This window comes from Agrobacterium sp. OT33 (genome assembly GCF_017313365.1).
Classification (GTDB): domain Bacteria; phylum Pseudomonadota; class Alphaproteobacteria; order Rhizobiales; family Rhizobiaceae; genus Agrobacterium; species Agrobacterium rhizogenes_A.
Genome location: NZ_JAFLMZ010000004.1, coordinates 109,635 through 129,109, shown reverse-complemented (window position 1 = coordinate 129,109; position 19,475 = coordinate 109,635). Strand labels below are relative to the sequence as shown.

At 61.1% G+C, this 19,475-nt stretch carries 14 protein-coding genes; 11 read left to right on the top strand and 3 right to left on the bottom strand.

The genetic code is table 11. From position 1 onward, the window contains the following. Positions 1 to 585 precede the first annotated feature (585 nt). The gene (locus tag JZX88_RS11095) at positions 586 to 1,356 is read left to right on the top strand and encodes a response regulator transcription factor (RefSeq protein WP_206913820.1); all 771 of its coding nucleotides are present in this window, start codon (positions 586 to 588) and stop codon (positions 1,354 to 1,356) included. Between the two features lie 60 nt (positions 1,357 to 1,416). Here JZX88_RS11095 and JZX88_RS11090 read toward each other — a convergent pair whose 3' ends face one another. Further along, positions 1,417 to 1,770 (bottom strand): hypothetical protein, encoded by a 354-nt coding sequence (locus JZX88_RS11090; RefSeq protein WP_110760606.1) that lies wholly within the window; start codon positions 1,768 to 1,770, stop codon positions 1,417 to 1,419. Between the two features lie 393 nt (positions 1,771 to 2,163). Here JZX88_RS11090 and JZX88_RS11085 point away from each other — a divergent pair, with 393 nt between their 5' ends. From JZX88_RS11085 to JZX88_RS11065, 5 genes are read left to right on the top strand one after another with little or no spacing between them, the layout of a single operon-like run. Further along, a complete protein-coding gene (locus JZX88_RS11085; protein ID WP_065117603.1) occupies positions 2,164 to 3,186 on the top strand; it encodes a UDP-glucuronic acid decarboxylase family protein in 1,023 nt (340 codons plus the stop codon). A 1-nt stretch (position 3,187) separates the two neighbouring features. Then, positions 3,188 to 4,171 (top strand): UDP-glucose 4-epimerase GalE, encoded by a 984-nt coding sequence (gene galE, locus JZX88_RS11080; RefSeq protein WP_110760604.1) that lies wholly within the window; start codon positions 3,188 to 3,190, stop codon positions 4,169 to 4,171. Continuing rightward, positions 4,168 to 6,096: a glycosyltransferase family 2 protein gene (locus JZX88_RS11075; protein WP_110760603.1), complete on the top strand. Its 1,929-nt coding sequence runs from the start codon at positions 4,168 to 4,170 to the stop codon at positions 6,094 to 6,096. Before galE ends, JZX88_RS11075 begins: the two co-directional genes overlap by 4 nt. 15 nt (positions 6,097 to 6,111) lie before the next feature. Then, entirely contained in the window at positions 6,112 to 6,615 is a 504-nt protein-coding gene (locus JZX88_RS11070; protein ID WP_065117606.1) for a DUF995 domain-containing protein, read from the top strand. Between the two features lie 13 nt (positions 6,616 to 6,628). After that, positions 6,629 to 7,591 carry a glycoside hydrolase family 26 protein gene (locus JZX88_RS11065; RefSeq protein ID WP_142855847.1) on the top strand — a complete coding sequence of 321 codons (963 nt, stop codon included), beginning with the start codon at positions 6,629 to 6,631 and terminating at the stop codon, positions 7,589 to 7,591. Between the two features lie 52 nt (positions 7,592 to 7,643). Here JZX88_RS11065 and JZX88_RS11060 read toward each other — a convergent pair whose 3' ends face one another. Continuing rightward, positions 7,644 to 8,828, bottom strand: coding sequence for an AGE family epimerase/isomerase (locus tag JZX88_RS11060; RefSeq protein ID WP_246753468.1), 1,185 nt, complete (start codon positions 8,826 to 8,828; stop codon positions 7,644 to 7,646). A gap of 432 nt (positions 8,829 to 9,260) precedes the next feature. Between JZX88_RS11060 and bcsN the strand changes: the two genes are divergently transcribed. The 5 genes from bcsN to JZX88_RS11035 all read left to right on the top strand — a co-directional run bounded on the left by bcsN (position 9,261) and on the right by JZX88_RS11035 (position 18,276). Further along, a complete protein-coding gene (gene bcsN / locus JZX88_RS11055; RefSeq protein WP_246753467.1) occupies positions 9,261 to 10,151 on the top strand; it encodes a cellulose biosynthesis protein BcsN in 891 nt (296 codons plus the stop codon). A 67-nt stretch (positions 10,152 to 10,218) separates the two neighbouring features. Further along, positions 10,219 to 12,408, top strand: a complete 2,190-nt coding sequence (gene bcsA, locus JZX88_RS11050) for a UDP-forming cellulose synthase catalytic subunit (RefSeq protein WP_065117609.1) — start codon at positions 10,219 to 10,221, stop codon at positions 12,406 to 12,408. Further along, the gene (locus JZX88_RS11045) at positions 12,405 to 14,891 is read left to right on the top strand and encodes a cellulose biosynthesis cyclic di-GMP-binding regulatory protein BcsB (RefSeq protein WP_206913591.1); all 2,487 of its coding nucleotides are present in this window, start codon (positions 12,405 to 12,407) and stop codon (positions 14,889 to 14,891) included. The genes bcsA and JZX88_RS11045 overlap by 4 nt, the downstream gene beginning before the upstream one ends. Then, on the top strand, positions 14,888 to 15,943 hold the full coding sequence (locus tag JZX88_RS11040; RefSeq protein ID WP_206913590.1) for a glycosyl hydrolase family 8: 1,056 nt from the start codon (positions 14,888 to 14,890) through the stop codon (positions 15,941 to 15,943). The genes JZX88_RS11045 and JZX88_RS11040 overlap by 4 nt, the downstream gene beginning before the upstream one ends. Beyond that, complete coding sequence (locus tag JZX88_RS11035; protein ID WP_206913589.1) at positions 15,934 to 18,276, top strand: cellulose synthase; 2,343 nt, start codon at positions 15,934 to 15,936, stop codon at positions 18,274 to 18,276. The genes JZX88_RS11040 and JZX88_RS11035 overlap by 10 nt, the downstream gene beginning before the upstream one ends. Before the next feature lie 27 nt (positions 18,277 to 18,303). Here JZX88_RS11035 and JZX88_RS11030 read toward each other — a convergent pair whose 3' ends face one another. Beyond that, positions 18,304 to 19,458: an amidohydrolase gene (locus JZX88_RS11030; protein ID WP_206913588.1), complete on the bottom strand. Its 1,155-nt coding sequence runs from the start codon at positions 19,456 to 19,458 to the stop codon at positions 18,304 to 18,306. Positions 19,459 to 19,475: the final 17 nt, after the last annotated feature.

Below are 19,475 nucleotides of genomic sequence, written 5' to 3'. Positions count from 1 at the left end.
GTTTCAGCGACGGTCAGACTGTGCCGCAGAAAAATCGCGGTTCCTAGCTATCAATTCGGGCTAAACATCCTGGTGCCGTCACCCCGATTATATATGCGGCAAGGCGGTGCAGCGGCATCTTCTCGCTGCCGAGGCGGCAGATATTGGCAGCGTTTTCAGTAAAAAATGCTTCTCTCAAAAAAACATGATCCAATCCGGCGGCAAAGAGGCGCCGTGCCGAAAAGGCACATCTCCGGCAATCGTTCGCCGGGGAGCTATGTAAAGGGATATCAACTAAAAGTTATATTTTCTCGGATTGCAAAACCGGAGCGGAGGCTTTTCCGATGCCTTTGTTTTCGCGGCATTTCCGAAGTGAAGGATTCTCTCTCATGGTAATCAATTTTGTATGCCTAATGTAAAAAATAACCCGTTTGGGCCATTTATTTACACAGCTTTTCGTATTAGCCTCCTTAATTAACGGGTAATTAATGATAGTTGACACGGCTTCAGGGTGAAAACTCCCCCTCTGATTTCAGGGGTAGCCTCCAGACGACAGACGGCACAACCAAAAAGAATGTAATGCGTAAGCGCTTTAGGGAGGCGTCAATGTTCATGGGAACTGCAGATTATGCGTCAAAAAAAAGCGGTGCAGTTGCGCCTATAAATGGAACTTTATTAATCATAGCGGATCCGGATCTGTTTTCCGAGTGCCTCGTGGAGGCGTTGGGCAAAAAGTTCCCCACATTCGCCGTGGTGAGTCTGGCCTCGTCAGCGACGATTGACGAGGATTATGGCGCCAATGTCCGCCTGGTGCTGCCATATCGCATGACGGGCGCGAAGCTTGACGCCGTTCTTTCGGCAATCAGGGAAAAGCACCCGGACGCACCGATCGCGCTTGTCGTCGAAACCATCGACAAGTTCGAGGAGCCGTTGAAGCAGCTGGTGGGAATGCGCATCATCGATGGTGTGCTGCCGCTCAACCTGCGGCTCGATGTCTTCATGGCGGCTGTTGATCTGCTGATGAAGGGCGGAGAGCATTTTCCTGCCGCGCTTCTCGGCAAGCTCACGCCCTATTCCGCCGCCGTGAATGGCAAGAGCGTTCAAGAGAGCGCGGTGGTCGCCAATCGCGCTGACGCCCTTGCCGCCAGCAGAAGCGGGATGGCAACGCTGACGACACGGGAAGTGCAAATCCTGGATCTGCTTTGCAAGGGCACGCAAAACAAGATCATCGCCGACCGGCTGCATCTGTCCGAAAACACCGTGAAGGTGCATGTCCGGAACATCTACAAGAAGATGAACGTACGCAACCGAACGGAGGCGGCGTCACGTTTCTTCAACAAGGACGACGACAAGGCGTTTTCCGGCTGGAAGAACTGAGCGTCAGGCTGGCTGAGGCCGCCCCGGCGACAGTTTCCGTCGGTATTCCGCTCCAGAAGCTCAGGGCCGCAGGAAGCAGCGGGACTTCTGGCCAAATCCGCTCGGTGAGCAGATGTAGGGAGAAGAACCGGAATAGGACTGCCGCGATATCGACGGCGTACCGGACGACGTGTCGGCAACAAGCGTCACAGCCGCATTGCCTGTCTTGTCGTAACCGTAAGAGGTCCTGGTGGGAGCGACCCGGGTCTTCATCGTCGTTGCATCGGCAGATGCGGTCTTGATGAGAACGGCGTCTTCGACCACGGCGCAGGAGGCCGTCGCGAAAGTAAGTGCTGCAAGGGCTGCTGCAACGAGCGCGAAATGATTGCGTCTGGTTGCTCTGCCGCTATGGGAATAAGGCATTTCATTCATCATGTGTGTCCCCTGAAATCGACTGTCTGTCGTATCTCGCCGGGCGGTTTTGTCCCGGTGGACCGAGCCTTACAAAACCAGGATAGTCCCGACTGGTTGAGCGAAGCTTGCGCTAATGCTCAATAAGAAAGGCATAATGGAGGCATAGTTAAAAAGTATTAAATCGGGGGCTATTTTGAGTATTTAAGGGTAATCAATTGTAATATTTCGATAAAATCAAGTTGACCTGTTTTCCACCGCGCCTATCATAAAAGTTGAAATCCATCGAATCGAAATATTAAAACCTCCAGAAGAAATAAAAACCGGAGGGTGATATTCAAGATACCGTACAATCGGGAGTTTGATCCAGTTCAAGGTGAATCAGCCGGGCTGATTCCTCATGGGGAGGAGTGTGTAATGCGTAATTTCGTTCCCAACGAACATGACAATGGCGTCACGATCTACTCGGAATGGCGTCCTGGCCAGCGCGTTCTCGTCAATGGCGGCGCTGGTTTTCTTGGCTCCCATCTTTGCGAACGGCTGCTGGCCTGCGGGCACGAGGTGATCTGTCTCGACGATCTTTCGACGGGACGAACGGCGAATGTGGAGCATTTACGGGACAATAAGCGGTTTCTGCTGGTCGAGCACGACGTGCGCAAACCCTATGACATCGACGTCTCGCTGATCTTCAACTTCGCCTCGCCGGCATCGCCGCCGGATTACCAGCGCGATCCGGTCGGCACATTGCTCACCAATGTGCTCGGTGCCGTCAATGTGCTTGAGGTCGCGCGCAGATGCGGTGCAACCGTCGTGCAGTCCTCCACTTCGGAAGTCTATGGCGATCCGCTCGTCAATCCGCAGCCGGAAAGCTATTTCGGCAATGTAAATACAATCGGGCCGCGAGCTTGCTACGATGAGGGCAAACGCAGCGCCGAAACGCTGTTTTTTGATTATCACCGCTGCCATGGCGTCGATATCAAGGTGGGACGCATCTTCAACACCTATGGGCCGCGTATGCGCCCGGATGATGGGCGGGTGGTTTCCAACTTTATCGTGCAGGCGCTGAAGGGTGCCGATATCACCATTTACGGCGATGGCAGCCAGACGCGTTCCTTCTGCTATGTCGACGATCTGATCGACGGCTTCCTGCGTTTTTCGGCCAAGCCGAAGGATTGCACCGGGCCGATCAATCTCGGCAATCCGAGCGAAATTCCGGTGCGGCAACTGGCCGATATCGTCATCCGCATGACGGGGTCGCGCTCGCGCATCGTGCATCTGCCGGCTGCCATCGACGACCCGCAACAGCGCCGTCCGGATATTTCACGGGCGAAGGAACAGCTCAGATGGCAACCACGTGTATCGCTCGAAATCGGGCTGGAAAAAACCATCGTCTATTTCGATGCGCTGCTCGCTGGCAGGAAAGTGGCGGAGGCCGTATGAGATGGCCCGCACAATCCTCGTCACGGGCGGGGCCGGATTCATAGGCAGCCACATCTGCAAGGCGCTGGCGCAATCCGGCTTCAAGCCCATCGCTTACGACAATCTTACGACCGGCCATGCGGATGCGGTTCGCTGGGGGCCCTTCATCGAAGGTGACATTCTCGATGGCGCCCTGCTGAGAGCCACGCTTCGGGAATTCTCGCCGGCCTTCGTCATCCATTGCGCGGCCAACGCCTATGTGGGCGAATCCGTGGAGGATCCGCGCAAATATTACCGCAACAATGTCGGCGGCAGTCTTTCACTGCTCGATGCGTGTCTCGACCGGAATATTGGCGGGCTGGTGTTTTCTTCCAGCTGCGCCACCTATGGCGTGCCGCCGCAATTGCCGATCCGTGAGGAAACGGCGCAGATGCCGGTCAATCCTTACGGACGCACCAAGCTGATCTTCGAGATGGCGCTGGAAGATTATGCCGCTGCCTATGGCCTGCGTTTCGTGGCGCTGCGTTATTTCAATGCGGCCGGTGCCGACCCGGATGGCGAGCTTTGCGAACGCCATGAACCGGAGACACATCTCATCCCGCGGGCACTGATGGCCGCTGCCGCAAGGTTGCCGCAACTCGACGTCTTCGGTGCGGATTACGCGACCAGTGACGGTACCTGCGTTCGCGACTACATCCATGTCAGCGACCTGGCCGATGCCCATGTGGCTGCCGTCAACTATCTGATTGACGGCGGTGAGACCCTGCGTGTCAATCTGGGCTCCGGCCACGGCACCTCTGTCGGTGAAATCATCCGGGCGATCCACCGCATCACGGGGCAGGATGTGCCGGTGCATTTCGGCGCAAGGCGCGCGGGCGATCCGCCGGCGCTCTTTGCCGATATTGAAAGGGCGAGGCAGGCGCTCGGCTTCGCACCCAAGCGGTCGGATATCGACACCATCATCCGCACGGCCGGTCCCGGTTTCGGACTGGAGGTGCGGTCATGAGGGCTCGCTCCACCCCTTCGGTCGCATCGCCAAGCGCCGCAGGCGCGCTGCGGATGCTACCTGTCTTTACCGGCTGGAACCGCATGGCCTATCGTCTCGGCATCGGCGGCTGGCTGGTGACACTTGCCTATTTCTGGCTCTGGTGGCTCGACCGCGACCGGGTAATCGACTGGCCCTATTATGTCATCGTCACGATGACGCTGGCCTGGATCACCCTTCTGCCATCCTATTTCATCTTCATCTTCCTGAACGCCAGGGTCGTTGACCGGCGGTCTCCTTTGCCTGCGGGCCGGGTGGCGATGGTCGTCACCAAGGCGCCGTCGGAACCTTTCGCCGTCGTGCGCAAGACGCTGCTGGCCATGCTGGAGCAGAAGGGGCTGGAATTCGACGTCTGGCTCGCGGATGAAGATCCGGATGCGCAAACGCTGGCCTGGTGCGGAGCACATGGCGTTTTCGTCTCGACCCGCAAGGGTGTCGCCGATTATCACCGCAAGACCTGGCCGCGCCGCACGCGTTGCAAGGAAGGCAATCTCGCCTATTTCTACGATCATTACGGCTATGACCGTTATGATTTCGTCGCGCAGTTCGACGCGGATCACGTGCCGCAACCGGATTATCTGCGTGAAATCATCCGCCCTTTTGCCGATCCCTCGGTTGGATATGTTTCCGCGCCAAGCCTCTGCGATGCCAATGCCGCTGAAAGCTGGGCCGCGCGCGGCAGGCTTTATGCCGAGGCAAGCCTGCACGGCGCGCTGCAGCTCGGTTATAACAATGGCTGGGCGCCGCTCTGCATCGGCTCGCACTACGCCGTTCGCACGCAAGCGCTGCGGGAAGTGGGCGGTCTGGGGCCGGAGCTTGCCGAGGACCACTCCACCACGCTTTTGATGAATGCCGGTGGCTGGCGCGGCGTTCATGCCGTCAACGCCATCGCCCATGGCGACGGGCCCGTGACCTTTGCCGATCTCATCGTGCAGGAATTCCAGTGGTCGCGCAGCCTGATGACGATCCTGCTGCAATATTCCGGGCGTTACGTGCCGAAGCTGACACCGCGCCTGAAATTCCAGTTTCTGTTTTCACAGCTATGGTATCCGCTGTTTTCCGGCTTCATGGCGCTGATGTTCGTGCTTCCCGCCGTCGCCCTGATGCGAGGCCATGTGCTGGTCAACGCCTCCTATCCGGCGTTTCTGGCGCATTTCCTGCCGATTTCGCTGATCATGATCGTATTCGCCTTCTTCTGGCGGGCGACGGGCGCTTTTCGCCCGCATGATGCGAAACTCTTCAGCTGGGAAGCGATGGTATTCCTGTTTCTGCGCTGGCCATGGTCGCTGATGGGTGTGCTGGCGGCGATACGCGACACGATCCGTGGCGATTTCGTGGATTTTCGTATCACGCCCAAGGGCACGCAGGCCAAACCGCCGCTGCCGCTGCGGGTCATCGCGCCCTATATGGTGCTGGCGGCGGTGAGCCTTCTTGCCATGGTGCTGGCGCCGCGCGACAGCGGGGCGGAGGGCTTCTTCATTTTCGGGGCGGTCAATGTGGCGATCTATGCGGGGCTCTCCGTGTTCCTGCTTGTTCGCCACACGATCGAAAACGGTTTGCCACGGCTGCCGGCCCTGCGCGGCGGCGCGACTGCCGCTGCCTGTTCACTGTTGCTTGTCACGGGCAGTGCCGTGGAGCTCAGTTCCCATGCGATTGGCGGGCTGGAAGCCCTGTCGCACGGGCAGCCCTACGTCACCTTCACCGAAACGCGCTTCACGGTTGCCGGTGCAGGCGCGGAGGGCGCGAGATCGGTGCGCCTGAAGCTGCGCATCACCTTGCCGGGTCTGCCCGGATATCAGGAGATGCAGGCGGAACCGGCGGTCGTGCCATCGCCCGCGGTGGCAACCGGAGAAATCATGCTGGCCGACAATAGGGTCGGGCAATAGAAGGAGGAGGCTGTGATGAGAACAACAATAAGCAAATGCGGATTCTCCGCTTTCGTACTCAGTCTTGCGGTGATCGCGCCCAGTGCCGTCCACGCCGCAGGCGGCACGAAGACGCCGAAACCGCTCAGAACCAGCGAAGTCGTGGACATGTACTTCGACAAGACCTGGAAATGGGATACGGGCGGCGGCCGCTTCATTGCCGACGGCCGCAAATTCATCGCCGCGACGGAAGAAAAAGGCAGGAAGTCCGTCGGCGAAGGCCGCTGGACTGTCGATGCCAACGGAACGCTGTGCATGCGCGCCACATGGAAAAGCGGGGCGGGAAGCGGCAAGGCCGATACCTGCTTCGACCACGGCCGCATCGGCAAGGTGCTCTACCAGCGCAAGCAGGGCGGTCAATGGTATGTGTTCCGGCACAACCCGCCGAGGCCTGGCGATGAATTCCTGAAACTTGTCCGCAAGGACGACGTCACCCCGCAGATCGCCGCCTATGACAAGGCGATGACGGCGACGCGGTAGGGAGGAAAGTGTCATGCAGATAACCAGAAGAAGATTGCTCTTCGCAAGCGGAGCTGCTGTCGCTTTTTCAGGCAGCATGTACCCCATGTTCAAACTGGACGCGCAGGGTGTCGCGCCCATGGGCTCCACGGGCATGAAGACGCTTGCCGACAAACGCCCGACATTGCATGCGGACGGCATCCGCTTCGGCGCCTACGATCCGCACGGCGATTTCACCGGACAGGCCGGGGTGACGACGGAGCATCTGTTCCTGCCCTGGGAAGACGTGGATCTCGACAGCCTTGCGCTTGCCGACGCCTACGCTCTGGAGCGCAAGCGCAATGTGCTGATCACCGTCGAGCCCTGGTCGTGGGACGTCAACTGGCGGCTTTCGTCCGACGAGTTGCGTCGCAAGGTGCTGGGCGGCGACTACGACAAGAACATGCAGGCGATTGCCGCCCGCATGTCGGCGATGAAAAGTCCGCTGATCCTGCGTTGGGGACAGGAAATGGAAGACATGTCCGGTCGCTTTTCGTGGTCGGGCTGGAACCCGCAGGATTACATCACGGCCTATAAACGCGTGGTGGACATGACCCGCAGGGCGGTTCCAGGTGTCAAGGTGATGTGGTCTCCCAAGGGCCTCGATGGGCTGCGGGCGTATTATCCCGGCGATAACTATGCCGATCTTGTCGGCCTGTCGGTCTTCGGTCTCGAAGACTACGACAAGATCGAATATGGCGGACCGAAGACCTTCTCCGATCTGCTGCGCAAGGGGTACGGCCTCGTCGAAAACTTCAACCGGCCGGTCTGGGTTGCTGAACTCGGATATGAGGGTGGCGATTCCTATGTTCGCCCGTGGATGAACGACGTGACGCTGAAACAGGCGGATTTTCCGAAGCTGGAAGAGGTCGTCTATTTCAACGACAAGGACGTGCACCCCTGGCCGCACAATCTCGGCAAGCCCGACTGGCGCGTGGTGCGTCCGGCCAAGGCCTGACTGAGGCCGGAGCGGGCCGAGCGGACGCCCGGCCCGCTCGGCCGCCCGGACATTATCCGCTGACCGCCAGCACGGCCTCTGCCTCATAGATGGCGCAGACGATGTGATAAAAGGTGCTGGCCGGTGCCGGCTCGTCGATCATCGGCCTGTCGGCCGGCCATTTGTCGAACCACAGGCCCCTGACCGGCGTATCGAGGAACGGCTGCAGCGCGCCGATGGCCCTGAGGCCGGACGCAAGGTAACGTTGCCGCTCCTCGCCGCCCGTCACGCTGGCAAGCCGCACCGCCGCCTTCAGCCATTCCGTCTGCGGCCACAGCCGCGCCAACCCGTCATGCACCGAAAAATCATCGTAGAGGCTCATCACCGCCACCTTGCGGCGCGGGCAGATGCCATGGTCCTCGCCGATCTCGAACAGGCGTTTGGCCTTGTCGATCGCCTCGCCATTCCGGCGCAGGCTGCCCCAGCGCACCAGAAGCCATGCCCATTCGAACTGGTGGCCCGGCTCCATGATCCGGCCCTTGTCGCTCTTATGCGGTGTCCAGTCCTGCTCGAAGAACTCCCGCAGGCCCCCATTGCCGCCATCGATGAAGCGGGTGAGCGCAAGGTCGGCGATCTCGTCGGCCAAAGCCGCCCATGGACCATCCGGATCCTGCGTCTCCCAGGCCAGCATCGCTTCGAACAGATGCATGTGCGGATTGGAGCAGAGCGGCGTGCGCGGCGGATTCGCCTCCTCGAAACCGGCGACGGGATGTTTGTAGTCGCGCTTGAGGATGGCGAGAATATCCAGCGCCCGGCCGCGCATCTCGTCCTTGCGCTCGGGAAGGCTTGCGGCGGTCTGGGCGGCGGCGAAAAGCGCAAAGGCCTGATTGTAAAGATCGAAGGAGGGATCGATCAGCCGTCCGGTCTGGTCGGCGAGGTTGCCGTAAAGGCCGTTATCGAGACGGTAGACCTTTTCGAACCAGCTCAGACCATGCAGGAGCGCGTCTTTCCACGGGCCCTGCCAGCCATGCTGGCCGGCGGCGGCAAAACAATAGGCCTGACGCGGCTGCACGCGGGCACGGCGGTCATCGGAAAAAACCGGTTTGGCGTCCTGACCGAGGCGCTCGTAAAAGCCGCCATCCGGGCGGGCGGAGCCGACCTCCCACCACAAGGGCAGCGCATCCTCATCCAGCCATTTCCGTAATGTCCCGACCTCTTCGCAAAGCGCCTGGGAGGCACTCGGAAATTGCACTGTCATAGCTCAACTCTCTGTTTTTACAGGTGAATGAAAAAATAGGTCAATAAAAATACGCAAATATGAAAGCAAGTAGATCATGGGAGATATTGCGCTGCAACCGTAAAAATTATCGACCTCACCGGGAGCGAACCCCTGGTGGCGCGATTGGTTCCGCAATTCATCCCCGCAAGGCAGGATCAAAAACGATTCGAAATTCATAAAGTGTCAGAAATTACAACGAAAATTTGAGATTGCTTATTCGTAGTCCTCACGTATTTCGTAACAATGGTCTGGTCATTAGTGATTCGGTCTCCTTTTAACCTGGGCGGCGTTGGGGAAACAAAGGGGCGCAAGGCAGTGAAAGTTTCTGCCTATACTTCATTGCTGTTCTCCATTGTGGTTCTTTCGGGCTGCAATACTCCCGCGGGTGTTCGTTCGTTCGGGGGCGCGCAGATGTTGTCCCCGTCCGAGGCGCTGATCTTCCCGCCGCCGGGCGGCCCGGAGATCGTCACCGTGGTCAGCCGCACCTATTCGAACGCCGTTGCGCAGCAGGTCATATTGCGATCCGAGGCCGCCACGCCCGGACAGAACTATATCAAGGCCGAATTTTTCGGCCCGCAGCAGGCCGGCGATACGGATCGTGACGCCCTGACTTTCACCGGTTTCAGGTCCGCATCCGTCGCGCGCGAAATCCGCGCGGAGTTTCCGGGCGAAAACATCGCCATGTCGGCGAATTACCTGCAGAACGGTTATGGCGCCTTCTCCTATGCCGCCGGCAACGGCCGGGGCGATGACACATGCCTTTATGGCTGGCAGGATATACGCTCGCCGGAAAGCATGCGGCAGGACTTCCGCAATCTCGGTCGCATCAAGGTGCGACTGCGCCTCTGCCAGTCCGGTGCGAGCGTCGACCGGCTTCTGGCGGTGATGTATAATTACACGATCACCGGCACCTATGCTTCGCAAAGCTGGAACCCCTACGGCACGCCGCAGGCGGTGGATAAAAACCTCGGACGGCCGGGCCACCCGGTCTATCCTGTCAGGGCGGATGACGTGCCGATGCGGCCCGGTGGCGAGGTGACCGCCAGCGTGCCGGCACGGCCTGCCCGTCGCGTCGCCGCCGTCGCGCCCGTGCAGCCGGAACCACAGCCGCTTCCGCCCGTTGCTTCTGTCAGTATTCCGTCGCCGGCATCGGCCGGCGCGCCGGCCCAGCCTGCGCGGCCAGCGGTTGCGGGCCGGCGCGGCGAGGGTGATCCGGCGGAGAGCGGCCCGCAGTCGTCGCAGGTGTCCATTCCCTCGCCAGCCTGTCTCACCGGAGCGGGAACGGCGCCGGGATGCAGATGATCCGGGGAAGTAGTGCGGCAATTCCGGGCCGAGATTCCGGATGGGGAAGAGAACGGAAAGTTTCTGGATGAACAAGGCCATCACAGTCATTGTCTGGTTGCTTGTGTCGCTTTGCGTTCTGGCCATCATCACGATGCCGGTCAGCCTGCAGACGCATCTGGTGGCGACCGCCATTTCGCTCGTTCTTCTCGCGACCATCAAAGGCTTCAACGGGCAGGGGGCCTGGCGTCTGGTGGCGCTGGGTTTCGGCACGGCCATCGTTCTGCGTTATGTCTACTGGCGCACCACCAGCACGCTGCCGCCCGTCAACCAGCTCGAGAATTTCATTCCGGGTTTCCTGCTTTATCTCGCCGAAATGTACAGCGTCGTGATGCTGGGCCTCAGCCTCGTCATCGTGTCGATGCCGCTGCCGTCGCGCAAGACGAGACCCGGCTCGCCGGACTATCGGCCGACTGTCGATGTCTTCGTGCCGAGCTATAACGAAGATGCGGAGCTTCTGGCCAATACTCTGGCGGCGGCCAAGAACATGGATTACCCGGCCGACAGGTTCACGGTCTGGCTTTTGGATGATGGCGGCTCGGTGCAGAAACGCAATGCCAGCAACATTCTGGAGGCACAGGCCGCGCAGCGCCGCCATGAGGAGTTGAAGAAGCTTTGCGAAGACCTCGACGTGCGTTATCTGACGCGCGAGCGCAATGTCCACGCCAAGGCCGGAAATCTCAATAACGGTCTCGCCCACTCGACCGGCGAGCTGGTGACGGTCTTCGACGCCGACCATGCGCCCGCCCGCGATTTCCTTCTGGAAACGGTCGGTTATTTCGAGGAGGATCCCCGGCTCTTCCTGGTGCAGACGCCGCATTTCTTCGTCAATCCCGATCCCATCGAGCGCAATCTGCGCACATTCGAGACGATGCCGAGCGAAAACGAGATGTTCTACGGCATCATCCAGCGCGGCCTCGACAAGTGGAACGGTGCCTTCTTCTGCGGCTCCGCCGCCGTGCTGCGGCGCGAGGCGCTGCAGGATACGGATGGTTTCAGCGGTGTCAGCATCACCGAAGATTGCGAGACGGCGCTGGCGCTGCATTCGCGCGGCTGGAACAGCATCTATGTCGACAAGCCGCTGATCGCCGGGTTGCAGCCGGCCACCTTCGCAAGCTTTATCGGCCAGCGCAGCCGCTGGGCGCAGGGCATGATGCAGATCCTGATCTTCCGCCAGCCCCTGTTCAAGCGCGGCCTCTCCTTCACGCAGCGCCTGTGCTACATGTCGTCGACGCTGTTCTGGCTCTTTCCTTTCCCACGCACGATCTTCCTGTTCGCGCCGCTGTTCTACCTGTTCTTCGATCTTCAGATTTTCGTGGCCTCCGGCGGCGAGTTCCTCGCCTATACGGCCGCCTATATGCTCGTGAACCTGATGATGCAGAATTATCTCTATGGCAGCTTCCGCTGGCCATGGATCTCGGAACTTTACGAATATGTGCAGACGGTTCATCTCCTGCCTGCGGTCGTGTCCGTGATCTTCAATCCGGGCAAGCCGACCTTCAAGGTGACGGCGAAGGATGAATCCATTGCCGAGGCGCGGCTTTCGGAAATCAGCCGGCCCTTCTTCGTCATCTTCGCGCTTCTGGTGGTGGCGATGGCGTTTGCCGCATGGCGCATCTACAGCGAGCCCTACAAGGCCGATGTGACACTCGTCGTTGGCGGCTGGAACCTGCTCAATCTCATCTTCGCGGGCTGCGCGCTCGGTGTCGTTTCCGAGCGTGGTGACAAGTCGGCATCGCGGCGCATCACCGTCAAGCGGCGCTGCGAGGTGAAGCTTGAGGGCAGCGACACGTGGGTGCCCGCCTCCATCGACAATGTCTCCGTGCATGGCTTGCTGATCAATCTTTTCGACAGCGCCGCAACCGTCGAAAAGAACATGACGGCCATCGTGAAGGTCAAGCCGCATAGCGAAGGCGTGCCGGAAACCATGCCCATCAACGTGGTCCGGACGGTGCGTGGCGAAGGTTTCATTTCGATCGGCTGCACCTTCTCGCCGCAACGCGCCGTCGATCACCGGCTGATCGCCGACCTGATCTTCGCCAATTCCGAACAATGGAGCGAATTCCAGCGCGTGCGCCGCAAGAACCCGGGTCTCATCCGTGGCACGGCGATCTTTCTGGCCATATCGCTGTTCCAGACGCAGCGCGGCCTCTTTTATCTGGCCCGTGCGCTGCGGCCGGCCTCCCGAAGCACCAAACCTGCCGGAGCTGTGAAATGACCGGCAGCAGCATGATCAGGGGTTCCCTGACAGCATTGATGTGGGGTGTCGCCGCAACCGGTGCGATGGCGCAGTCCTCGCCTTTCGACATGTCGCCGGAAAGGCCTGCCCAGACCGCCCCTGCGCCAGTGTCGCCGCCCGTCATTCCTCCCGCCGTGCCTCGCCAGCAGCCTCCGGCATCGACGCCGGTCCAGCCGTCTGCGCCGCCGCCATTTGCCGTTCAGCCCGCGCCCGCATCGCAGCCTCCGGTCGCATCGCCTGCACCGGCTGTTGCCGTTCCTCCGCTTCAGGAAGGGGCAAGACCTGCGCCGCCTCGGTCGTCCTCATCCGCTGCTGACAGCCGCCGCCGTTATATATTGCCTTATGAGAAGCTCAGCCTTTCCGGCGAGATGGATCGGCGGCAATGGGGCATCTATCTGACCCCCGAGCAGGCGGGGGCTGCCGTCTCGCTCAATATCGGCTATCAGAACGCCATTGTGGTTGCACCCGAAAGCTCGAATTTTCAGGTCAGCCTGAACAATGTTCCGCTGGACGCGGCGCGGATCGAAGCGCCCGACGGCGAAGGCAACGTTTCCCTGAAGATCCCGCCCGGTGTCTTGCAGGTCGGGACCAATCTCGTCACGCTCGGCGTGCAGCAGCGGCACCGGACAGATTGCACGATCCAGTCCACCTATGATTTGTGGACCGACGTCAACCCGGCCAATACCTATATTGGCTTCAATGCCGATGTCGCCGGCACCTTTGCCAATATGGACGATATCCAGGCGACCGGGCCGGACGGCAAGGCCACGACGTCGATCGAGATCGTCGCGCCGGCTCTCGGCAATCCGGCATTTGCCGATTCGCTGTTGCGGCTGTCGCAGGCGCTGGCGCTTAGAACCCAGATGCCGAACCAGACGATCCGCTTCGTGACGGCCCCTTCCACTGAGCGCAAGGCGGGAACGCTGACGGTTCTGGTGGGCACCGCCCGGGAGATCACGGGCCTGGCTGGCGTGTTGCCGCCTGAGGCATCGGCGGGCGCCTTTGCCGGTTTTGGCACAGCCGCGCCGGGTGGCCTCTCACCTCTTTTTGTCAGCGGCCCCACACCGCAGGCGGTGCAGGCGGCGATAGAGACGCTGTTTTCGTCGATCTCGCGGACGCCGGGCGCCCAGAGGACGACGTTCTCGACCCGTAGCTGGCATGCGCCTGACGTTCCGCTCATCATGTCGGATCGCCGTATTGCGCTTTCCGAACTTGGCCTCGAAAGCACCGAGTTCAGCGGGCGCCGCTTCCGCAACGAATTTTATATCGGCCTGCCCGCCGATTTTTATGCCTCGGCCTATGGCGAGGCATCGCTGCTGCTCGACGCGGCCTATTCTTCGCAGGTTTTGCCGGGCAGCCATATCGATATCTACGTCAACGACCAGATTGCCTCGACGGTACCGATCTCCAACAATGGTGGCGGTATTTTCCGGCATCTGCCCATCAACGTCACGATGCGTCACCTGAAACCGGGGCCGAACAAGGTGACGATCGAAGCGGTGTTGATGACGGCGCAGGATCAGACCTGCGCGCCCGGTGCGCCGGCCAGCACGACGCCGCGCTTTGCCCTGTTCGACACCACCGAAATCCATATTCCGGATTATGCCCGGATCGGCCGCAAGCCGGATCTCGCGGCGATGGCCGGCGCCGGCCAGCCCTACAGGGCCGCCGGAAGCCCGGTCGCGCTCTCTCTCGACCGGTTCGATACCGACACCATGTCGGCGGCGGCAACGCTCATCAGCCGGCTTGCGAGCGTTGCGGGACATCCGATCAATGTCGAGACCGTTGCCTCGCCGCTGGTGATCGGTGATCGCGATGCGCTGTTCGTCGGGACGGTCTCGCAATTCCCGCAGGCGTTGATCAGCCAGTTCAATCTCGCTCCCTCAAGCCAGGTCGCGTGGAAAGTGGGAACCGGCGTGCAGCCGCCGGTCCAAAACAGCGAAACCCTGTTCAATGACTGGCGGCAGCGGGTTGATGGCGGTGTCTGGGAAGGGCAGGTCTCGTCCTTCGAGGAATGGATGAAGCGCAATTTCGACCTGAGTTCGGATACGCTCCGTTTCCTGCCGGCGGCCGAGCAGCCCTATGCCCCGCCCGCCAACGTCTCCTTCATGCTGGCGCAGGGGCTCAGCCCCTCCGGCGATGGCGTCTGGACGCTTGCCACTGCGCCGACCTCGGCGGAACTGCTCGACGGCATGTCGGCGATGACGCGCGAGAACCGCTGGGGCGATGTCACCGGACGGGTTGCCGCTTACGACGCGGCTGCGGAAAAGGTCGAAACAGTTGAGGTGGAACGGCCGTATTTTTATATAACGGGGGCGTTTTCACTCTCCAACTGGAGACTGATCGCCGCCAACTGGCTATCATCCAACGTGCTTTCCTATTCGCTGGCATTCATAGGGTTCGTGTCGCTTCTGGGCTTCGCTACCTTCGTGATGCTGCGCCTGATGGGGCGACACCGATGACGGGCTGGATTTCGAAACTTGCCGGCATTGTCTGCCTGTCCGCGATGGCGCTGATTGTGGGTATCTCCGCCGGCCGCGCCGCATCCGTATCGCCGCAAGCGTGGTCTGCCTACAAGGACGCCTTCCTCGATCCCGGTGGGCGCATCATTGATACCGGCAACGGCAATATAAGCCACAGCGAGGGGCAGGGTTACGGCATGTGGCTCGCCGTGCTTTCCGACAACATTGCCGATTTCGAACTGATCTGGAGTTTTACGCGCACCGAGCTGCTGGTTCGTGATGACGGGCTTTCCGCGTGGAAATGGGATCCGCGCACCCGGCCGCATGTCACTGATATCAACAATGCGACCGATGGCGATATCCTGATTGCCTATGCGCTGGCGCTCGCCGCCGGCCAATGGAACCGGCAGGATTACGCCGAGGCGTCCGCAGCCATCGCATCCGCCATCCTGAAGAAGACCGTAGTGCAGCGCGGCGGGCGAACGCTGCTTTTGCCGGCCGCCAGCGGTTTTGGTGAGGATGACCGTAAGGATGGTCCGGTGGTCAATCCGTCCTATCTGATTTTCGAAGCCTTTCCGGTCCTCAACTTAGTCGCCCCGTCGCCGCTCTGGAAAGCGATTGCCGATGACGGCGCGGCACAGGTCGGCGCCTTCGCCTTCAGTGACAGGAAACTGCCGGCGGACTGGGTGTCTGTGAAAACGAAGCCGCAGCCGGCGGCGGGTTTCCCGCCGGAATTCGGTTACAATGCGGTGCGCATACCGCTTTATCTCGCACGGGCGAAAACGGGATCGCCCGAACTGCTTGCGCGGCTGAAAAGCGGTATGACGCTGGACGATGGTGCTGCCGGCACTTTCGACCTGAAAAGCGGGGCGGTCAAGGATGTGCTGTCCGACCCCGGCTATCGGGTCATTCCGGCACTGGCGGACTGCGTTGCCGGCGGCTCGACCATTCCCGCCGAGCTTAAAAACTTCCAGCCAACACTTTATTATCCTTCCACATTGCATCTTCTGGCATTGTCGTTTCTGGCAAGGAATAACGGGGAATGCCGATGAACAAACCTCTGTCGACCTCGGCTCTCATCCTGCTTCTGATCGGGCTTGCCGCCTTCCACTGGCGTGACAGCATTCTCGGACGGGTGTCGGACATGCATACATCGGCGGTGGGGGATAACCGTGCGGCGCAGCGGGTTTCTCCGGCGGCAGCCAATCCGGCGCAGATCAATGCATTTCTCAAGAACCGCGAGGTGGCGCAGGTGACGCAGCCGGCGACGCCACCGGTGACGGTGCCGGCGACCGACCCGCAGCCGGTGACGACGACCGGCGGGCAAACACCGCAAATGCTGACGGCGCAGGCACCTGCGTCCCGCGCCGGCCAGCCGGCGTCGGCCAATATGCCTGATGTCGATCTCAGCGCGCTGCGCTATTTTGCGGCGAGGGGCGATACCCAGCGCCTGCAGGCCGAAATAGCTCGGCTGCGCACGCTCTACCCCAACTGGACGCCGCCCGCCGATCCTCTCGCCATTCCGGAAAATGGCGATCCCCGGCTGGATGCCATGTGGCAGCTTTATACCAATGGCCGCTATGCCGAGGTAAGAAAGGCGATTGCCGACCGGCAGCAGGCCGAACCTGGCTGGCAGCCGCCGGATAATCTGACGGGCATGCTTTCCCTTGCCGAGGCTCGCCAGCGGCTCGTCAATGCGTCCGATCTCAAGCAATATGCGACGGTGGTGGATACGGCTGCCAACAATCCGGGATTGCTGACCTGCAGCGAGGTTGATGTCCTGTGGCGGGTTGCCGATGCCTTCGCCAATACCGACCGGATGGGACGGGCGCGGGACGCCTATCTCTACATTCTTAACAATTGCACGGTTGCAAGCGACAGGCTCGCCACCGTGCAGAAAGCATCTGCGCTTCTGCCGGCGGAAATGATCGGCGAACTGCTTGCCAAGGAAAAGCCCGGAGCCGACGGCCAGCTGGAGTTCGAGCCGGTGAAGAACGATCTCGCCCGCCAGTTCGTGGCGAAGGCGGGAGAAAAAGAGGGCATTTCCGTTCCCTCCGCCTATCTGATGCGGCTTGAAAGGCTTGCCGAGACCGACAGGCTTGCGAGCGATGCGCTGCTGCTCGGCTGGTACAATATCCGCCAGAAGAACATGACGGAGGCGGAAAAATGGTTCCGCAAGGCGCGGGAAGAGGAGGACAGCGCTTCGGCCTCGCAAGGGCTGGCGCTGGCTCTGATCGACCGCAACGAGCCTCGCGAGGCCGAGGACGTCATGTATAAATGGCGTACGGCATCCGATGATGCGCTGGCGACCTATCTTGCCGCGACAGCCAATCTCCTGGCGCTGGAGCCGCCCATCGTGCTGCCGCCGGATGTGCTGCAGCGCATTGCCGCCGAGACGGTGGCGCGCAAGGATGCGGCGACTGCACAGCAATTCGGCTGGTATTCGCTCGCCTTCCGGCAGACGCAGCTTGCCCTGCAATGGTTCGGCACCGCGCTTGGCTGGAAAGCGGATGACGAACCGTCGGCTTATGGCATGGCGGTCAGCTATCATGACCTGCGCAATCTTGCAGGCCTGCGCGGCATTCAGCAGCAATGGGCAAGCCGCTCGCAGCGTATCGCGGATGTGGGGACGGCCCGCATGGTCGACCAGTCCGGCCAGCCGCCTGCGCCCGTAACCGCGCCGCCTGTTGCCGCAACGCCGCAGCCGATGGCGTCAACGTCTTCCGCGCCGCAGGCTGGAGCGCCGGTCAGCTATGGCCAGCCGGTTATCCAGCAGCCTGCCGCGGAACCATCGCGCAAGCAGGCGCGCCTGCCGGCGCAGACCCAGAAGACCAACAGGACCGCGTCACGCCCGCGTTCCTGCGCCGCCTATCCCGATCCGCAGCGCCTGCCGCCGCAGCAGGCGCTTGATCTTGGCTGGTGCCTGATGGAGACGAACCGGCCGGCGGAAGCGCTGAAGGCCTTCGAATCCGCCATTGCCGGCGGCCAGTCGACCGTCAAAAGCGATGCGGCCTATGGCCAGAGCCTTGCCTATCTGCGCATGGGGCTGACGGACCATGCCGCCGTCTCGGCGACGAAATCGCGTATGGACCGTCCGCGCGCCACGGAGTTGCAGGTCTCCATCCTGGCGGACAGGGCGGTTTCCGCCTTCCAGTCGAAGCGTTATGCGGAAACGCTTCTCCTGCTCGATCAGCGTTCGCGGCTCGCCGACGAGCGAACGGACCTGATGGTGCTGCGCGGTTATTCCTATCTTGCCATGCGCCGTTATGCCGATGCCGCCCAGATTTTCGAAAGCCTTGCTTCCACCGGCCATCAGGATGGCATCAAGGGACTGGCGGCGGTGCGTGCCGCCCGGCCGAGCAACGGTCCGCAGGGCGGCGGCTGACGGGCGGCGGCCAGAGCCTGGCCGCTGCTATCCCGCGTCTGTCAGGTTGCGGATGATACGCATGAAGATGCGCGCGCCGATTTCGATCAGATCATCGGGGAAGTCATAATCGGGATTGTGCAGGTTGGGATAGTCTTCGCCTGCGCCGAGAAAGAACATGGCGGATGACGAAACGGCGCGGAAACGGCCGAAATCCTCCGAGGCGCGCATCGGCAACCCTTCCGAACCGTGGGAGATTTTCTCCTCATCCAGCGCCCGCCGGATATGCGCCACCGCCTCCGGCGTGTTTTCGCAATGCAGGAAGATATCGTCATAGGCGATGTCGAGCGACAGTTGCTGTTCGTCCGCCACCTTCTTCGCGAGCGTTTCCGCGGCCGCGCAGAGCCTTTCCATCCGGTCGTCCGTCAGCGTCCTGAGTGTCGCCCAGATTTCCGCGTCAGCCGGGGAAATACCGAAGGCGGCCTCGCCCATGACGGCATGGGTGATTGTCACCATCGAGAAATCAGGCTCGGGCGGGAAGCCGGAACCAAGATCCGTCAAGGCCGGCATCAGCCGGGATATCGCCCGCATGGGGGAGACGCCGTGTTCGGGGGAGGAAGCATGCGCCGTCTTGCCGGCGAGGCGGATCTTGACGCCGCGCGATGCGCAATTGACTGGCCCCTCCACCACACTGACATGGCCGAACGGAAGACCGGGCAGGTTGTGAAGCGAAAAGGAGTAGTCGGGTTTTATCTCCGCAAAACGCGGATCGGCGAGGACGGCGGCGGCGCCTGCGCCGGTTTCCTCTGCGGGCTGGTATAAAAGGATGATGCGACCGCTGCCGGGTCGCTGCCGGGAAAGGCCGAGCGCAAGCGCCGTCAGAATGGTGGAATGGCCATCATGGCCGCAAAGATGGCCCTTGCCGTCGGTGCCGGAGCGGTGTTCGGCCCCGCTTTTTTCATGGATCGGCAGCGCATCGAGTTCCGAGCGGATCAGGATCGACGGGCCGCTTTTACCGCTGTCATAGATAGCGGCAACGCCGTGGCCGCCAAGATCGGCGAGCAGCCGGTCGGGTCTTGCCCCGTCAAGAAAGGTGCGGATGCGCCGCGCCGTTTCCTTCTCTTCGCCGGAAACCTCCGGATGACGGTGCAGATCATGGCGAAGCTCGACGAGATCGAGCATGTCCTTGTTGGTCAGAAACATCAAAAATCCTTGCAAGT

Coding starts and splice junctions, on each gene's coding strand:
- JZX88_RS11045 (WP_206913591.1), top strand. CDS start 12,405: ATGACCGGCAGCAGCATGATCAGGGGTTCCCTGACAGCATTGATGTGG.
- JZX88_RS11085 (WP_065117603.1), top strand. CDS start 2,164: ATGCGTAATTTCGTTCCCAACGAACATGACAATGGCGTCACGATCTAC.
- JZX88_RS11060 (WP_246753468.1), bottom strand. CDS start 8,828: ATGACAGTGCAATTTCCGAGTGCCTCCCAGGCGCTTTGCGAAGAGGTC.
- JZX88_RS11075 (WP_110760603.1), top strand. CDS start 4,168: ATGAGGGCTCGCTCCACCCCTTCGGTCGCATCGCCAAGCGCCGCAGGC.
- JZX88_RS11090 (WP_110760606.1), bottom strand. CDS start 1,770: ATGATGAATGAAATGCCTTATTCCCATAGCGGCAGAGCAACCAGACGC.
- galE (WP_110760604.1), top strand. CDS start 3,188: ATGGCCCGCACAATCCTCGTCACGGGCGGGGCCGGATTCATAGGCAGC.
- JZX88_RS11095 (WP_206913820.1), top strand. CDS start 586: ATGTTCATGGGAACTGCAGATTATGCGTCAAAAAAAAGCGGTGCAGTT.
- JZX88_RS11065 (WP_142855847.1), top strand. CDS start 6,629: ATGCAGATAACCAGAAGAAGATTGCTCTTCGCAAGCGGAGCTGCTGTC.
- bcsA (WP_065117609.1), top strand. CDS start 10,219: ATGAACAAGGCCATCACAGTCATTGTCTGGTTGCTTGTGTCGCTTTGC.
- JZX88_RS11030 (WP_206913588.1), bottom strand. CDS start 19,458: ATGTTTCTGACCAACAAGGACATGCTCGATCTCGTCGAGCTTCGCCAT.
- JZX88_RS11040 (WP_206913590.1), top strand. CDS start 14,888: ATGACGGGCTGGATTTCGAAACTTGCCGGCATTGTCTGCCTGTCCGCG.
- JZX88_RS11070 (WP_065117606.1), top strand. CDS start 6,112: ATGAGAACAACAATAAGCAAATGCGGATTCTCCGCTTTCGTACTCAGT.
- bcsN (WP_246753467.1), top strand. CDS start 9,261: ATGTTGTCCCCGTCCGAGGCGCTGATCTTCCCGCCGCCGGGCGGCCCG.
- JZX88_RS11035 (WP_206913589.1), top strand. CDS start 15,934: ATGCCGATGAACAAACCTCTGTCGACCTCGGCTCTCATCCTGCTTCTG.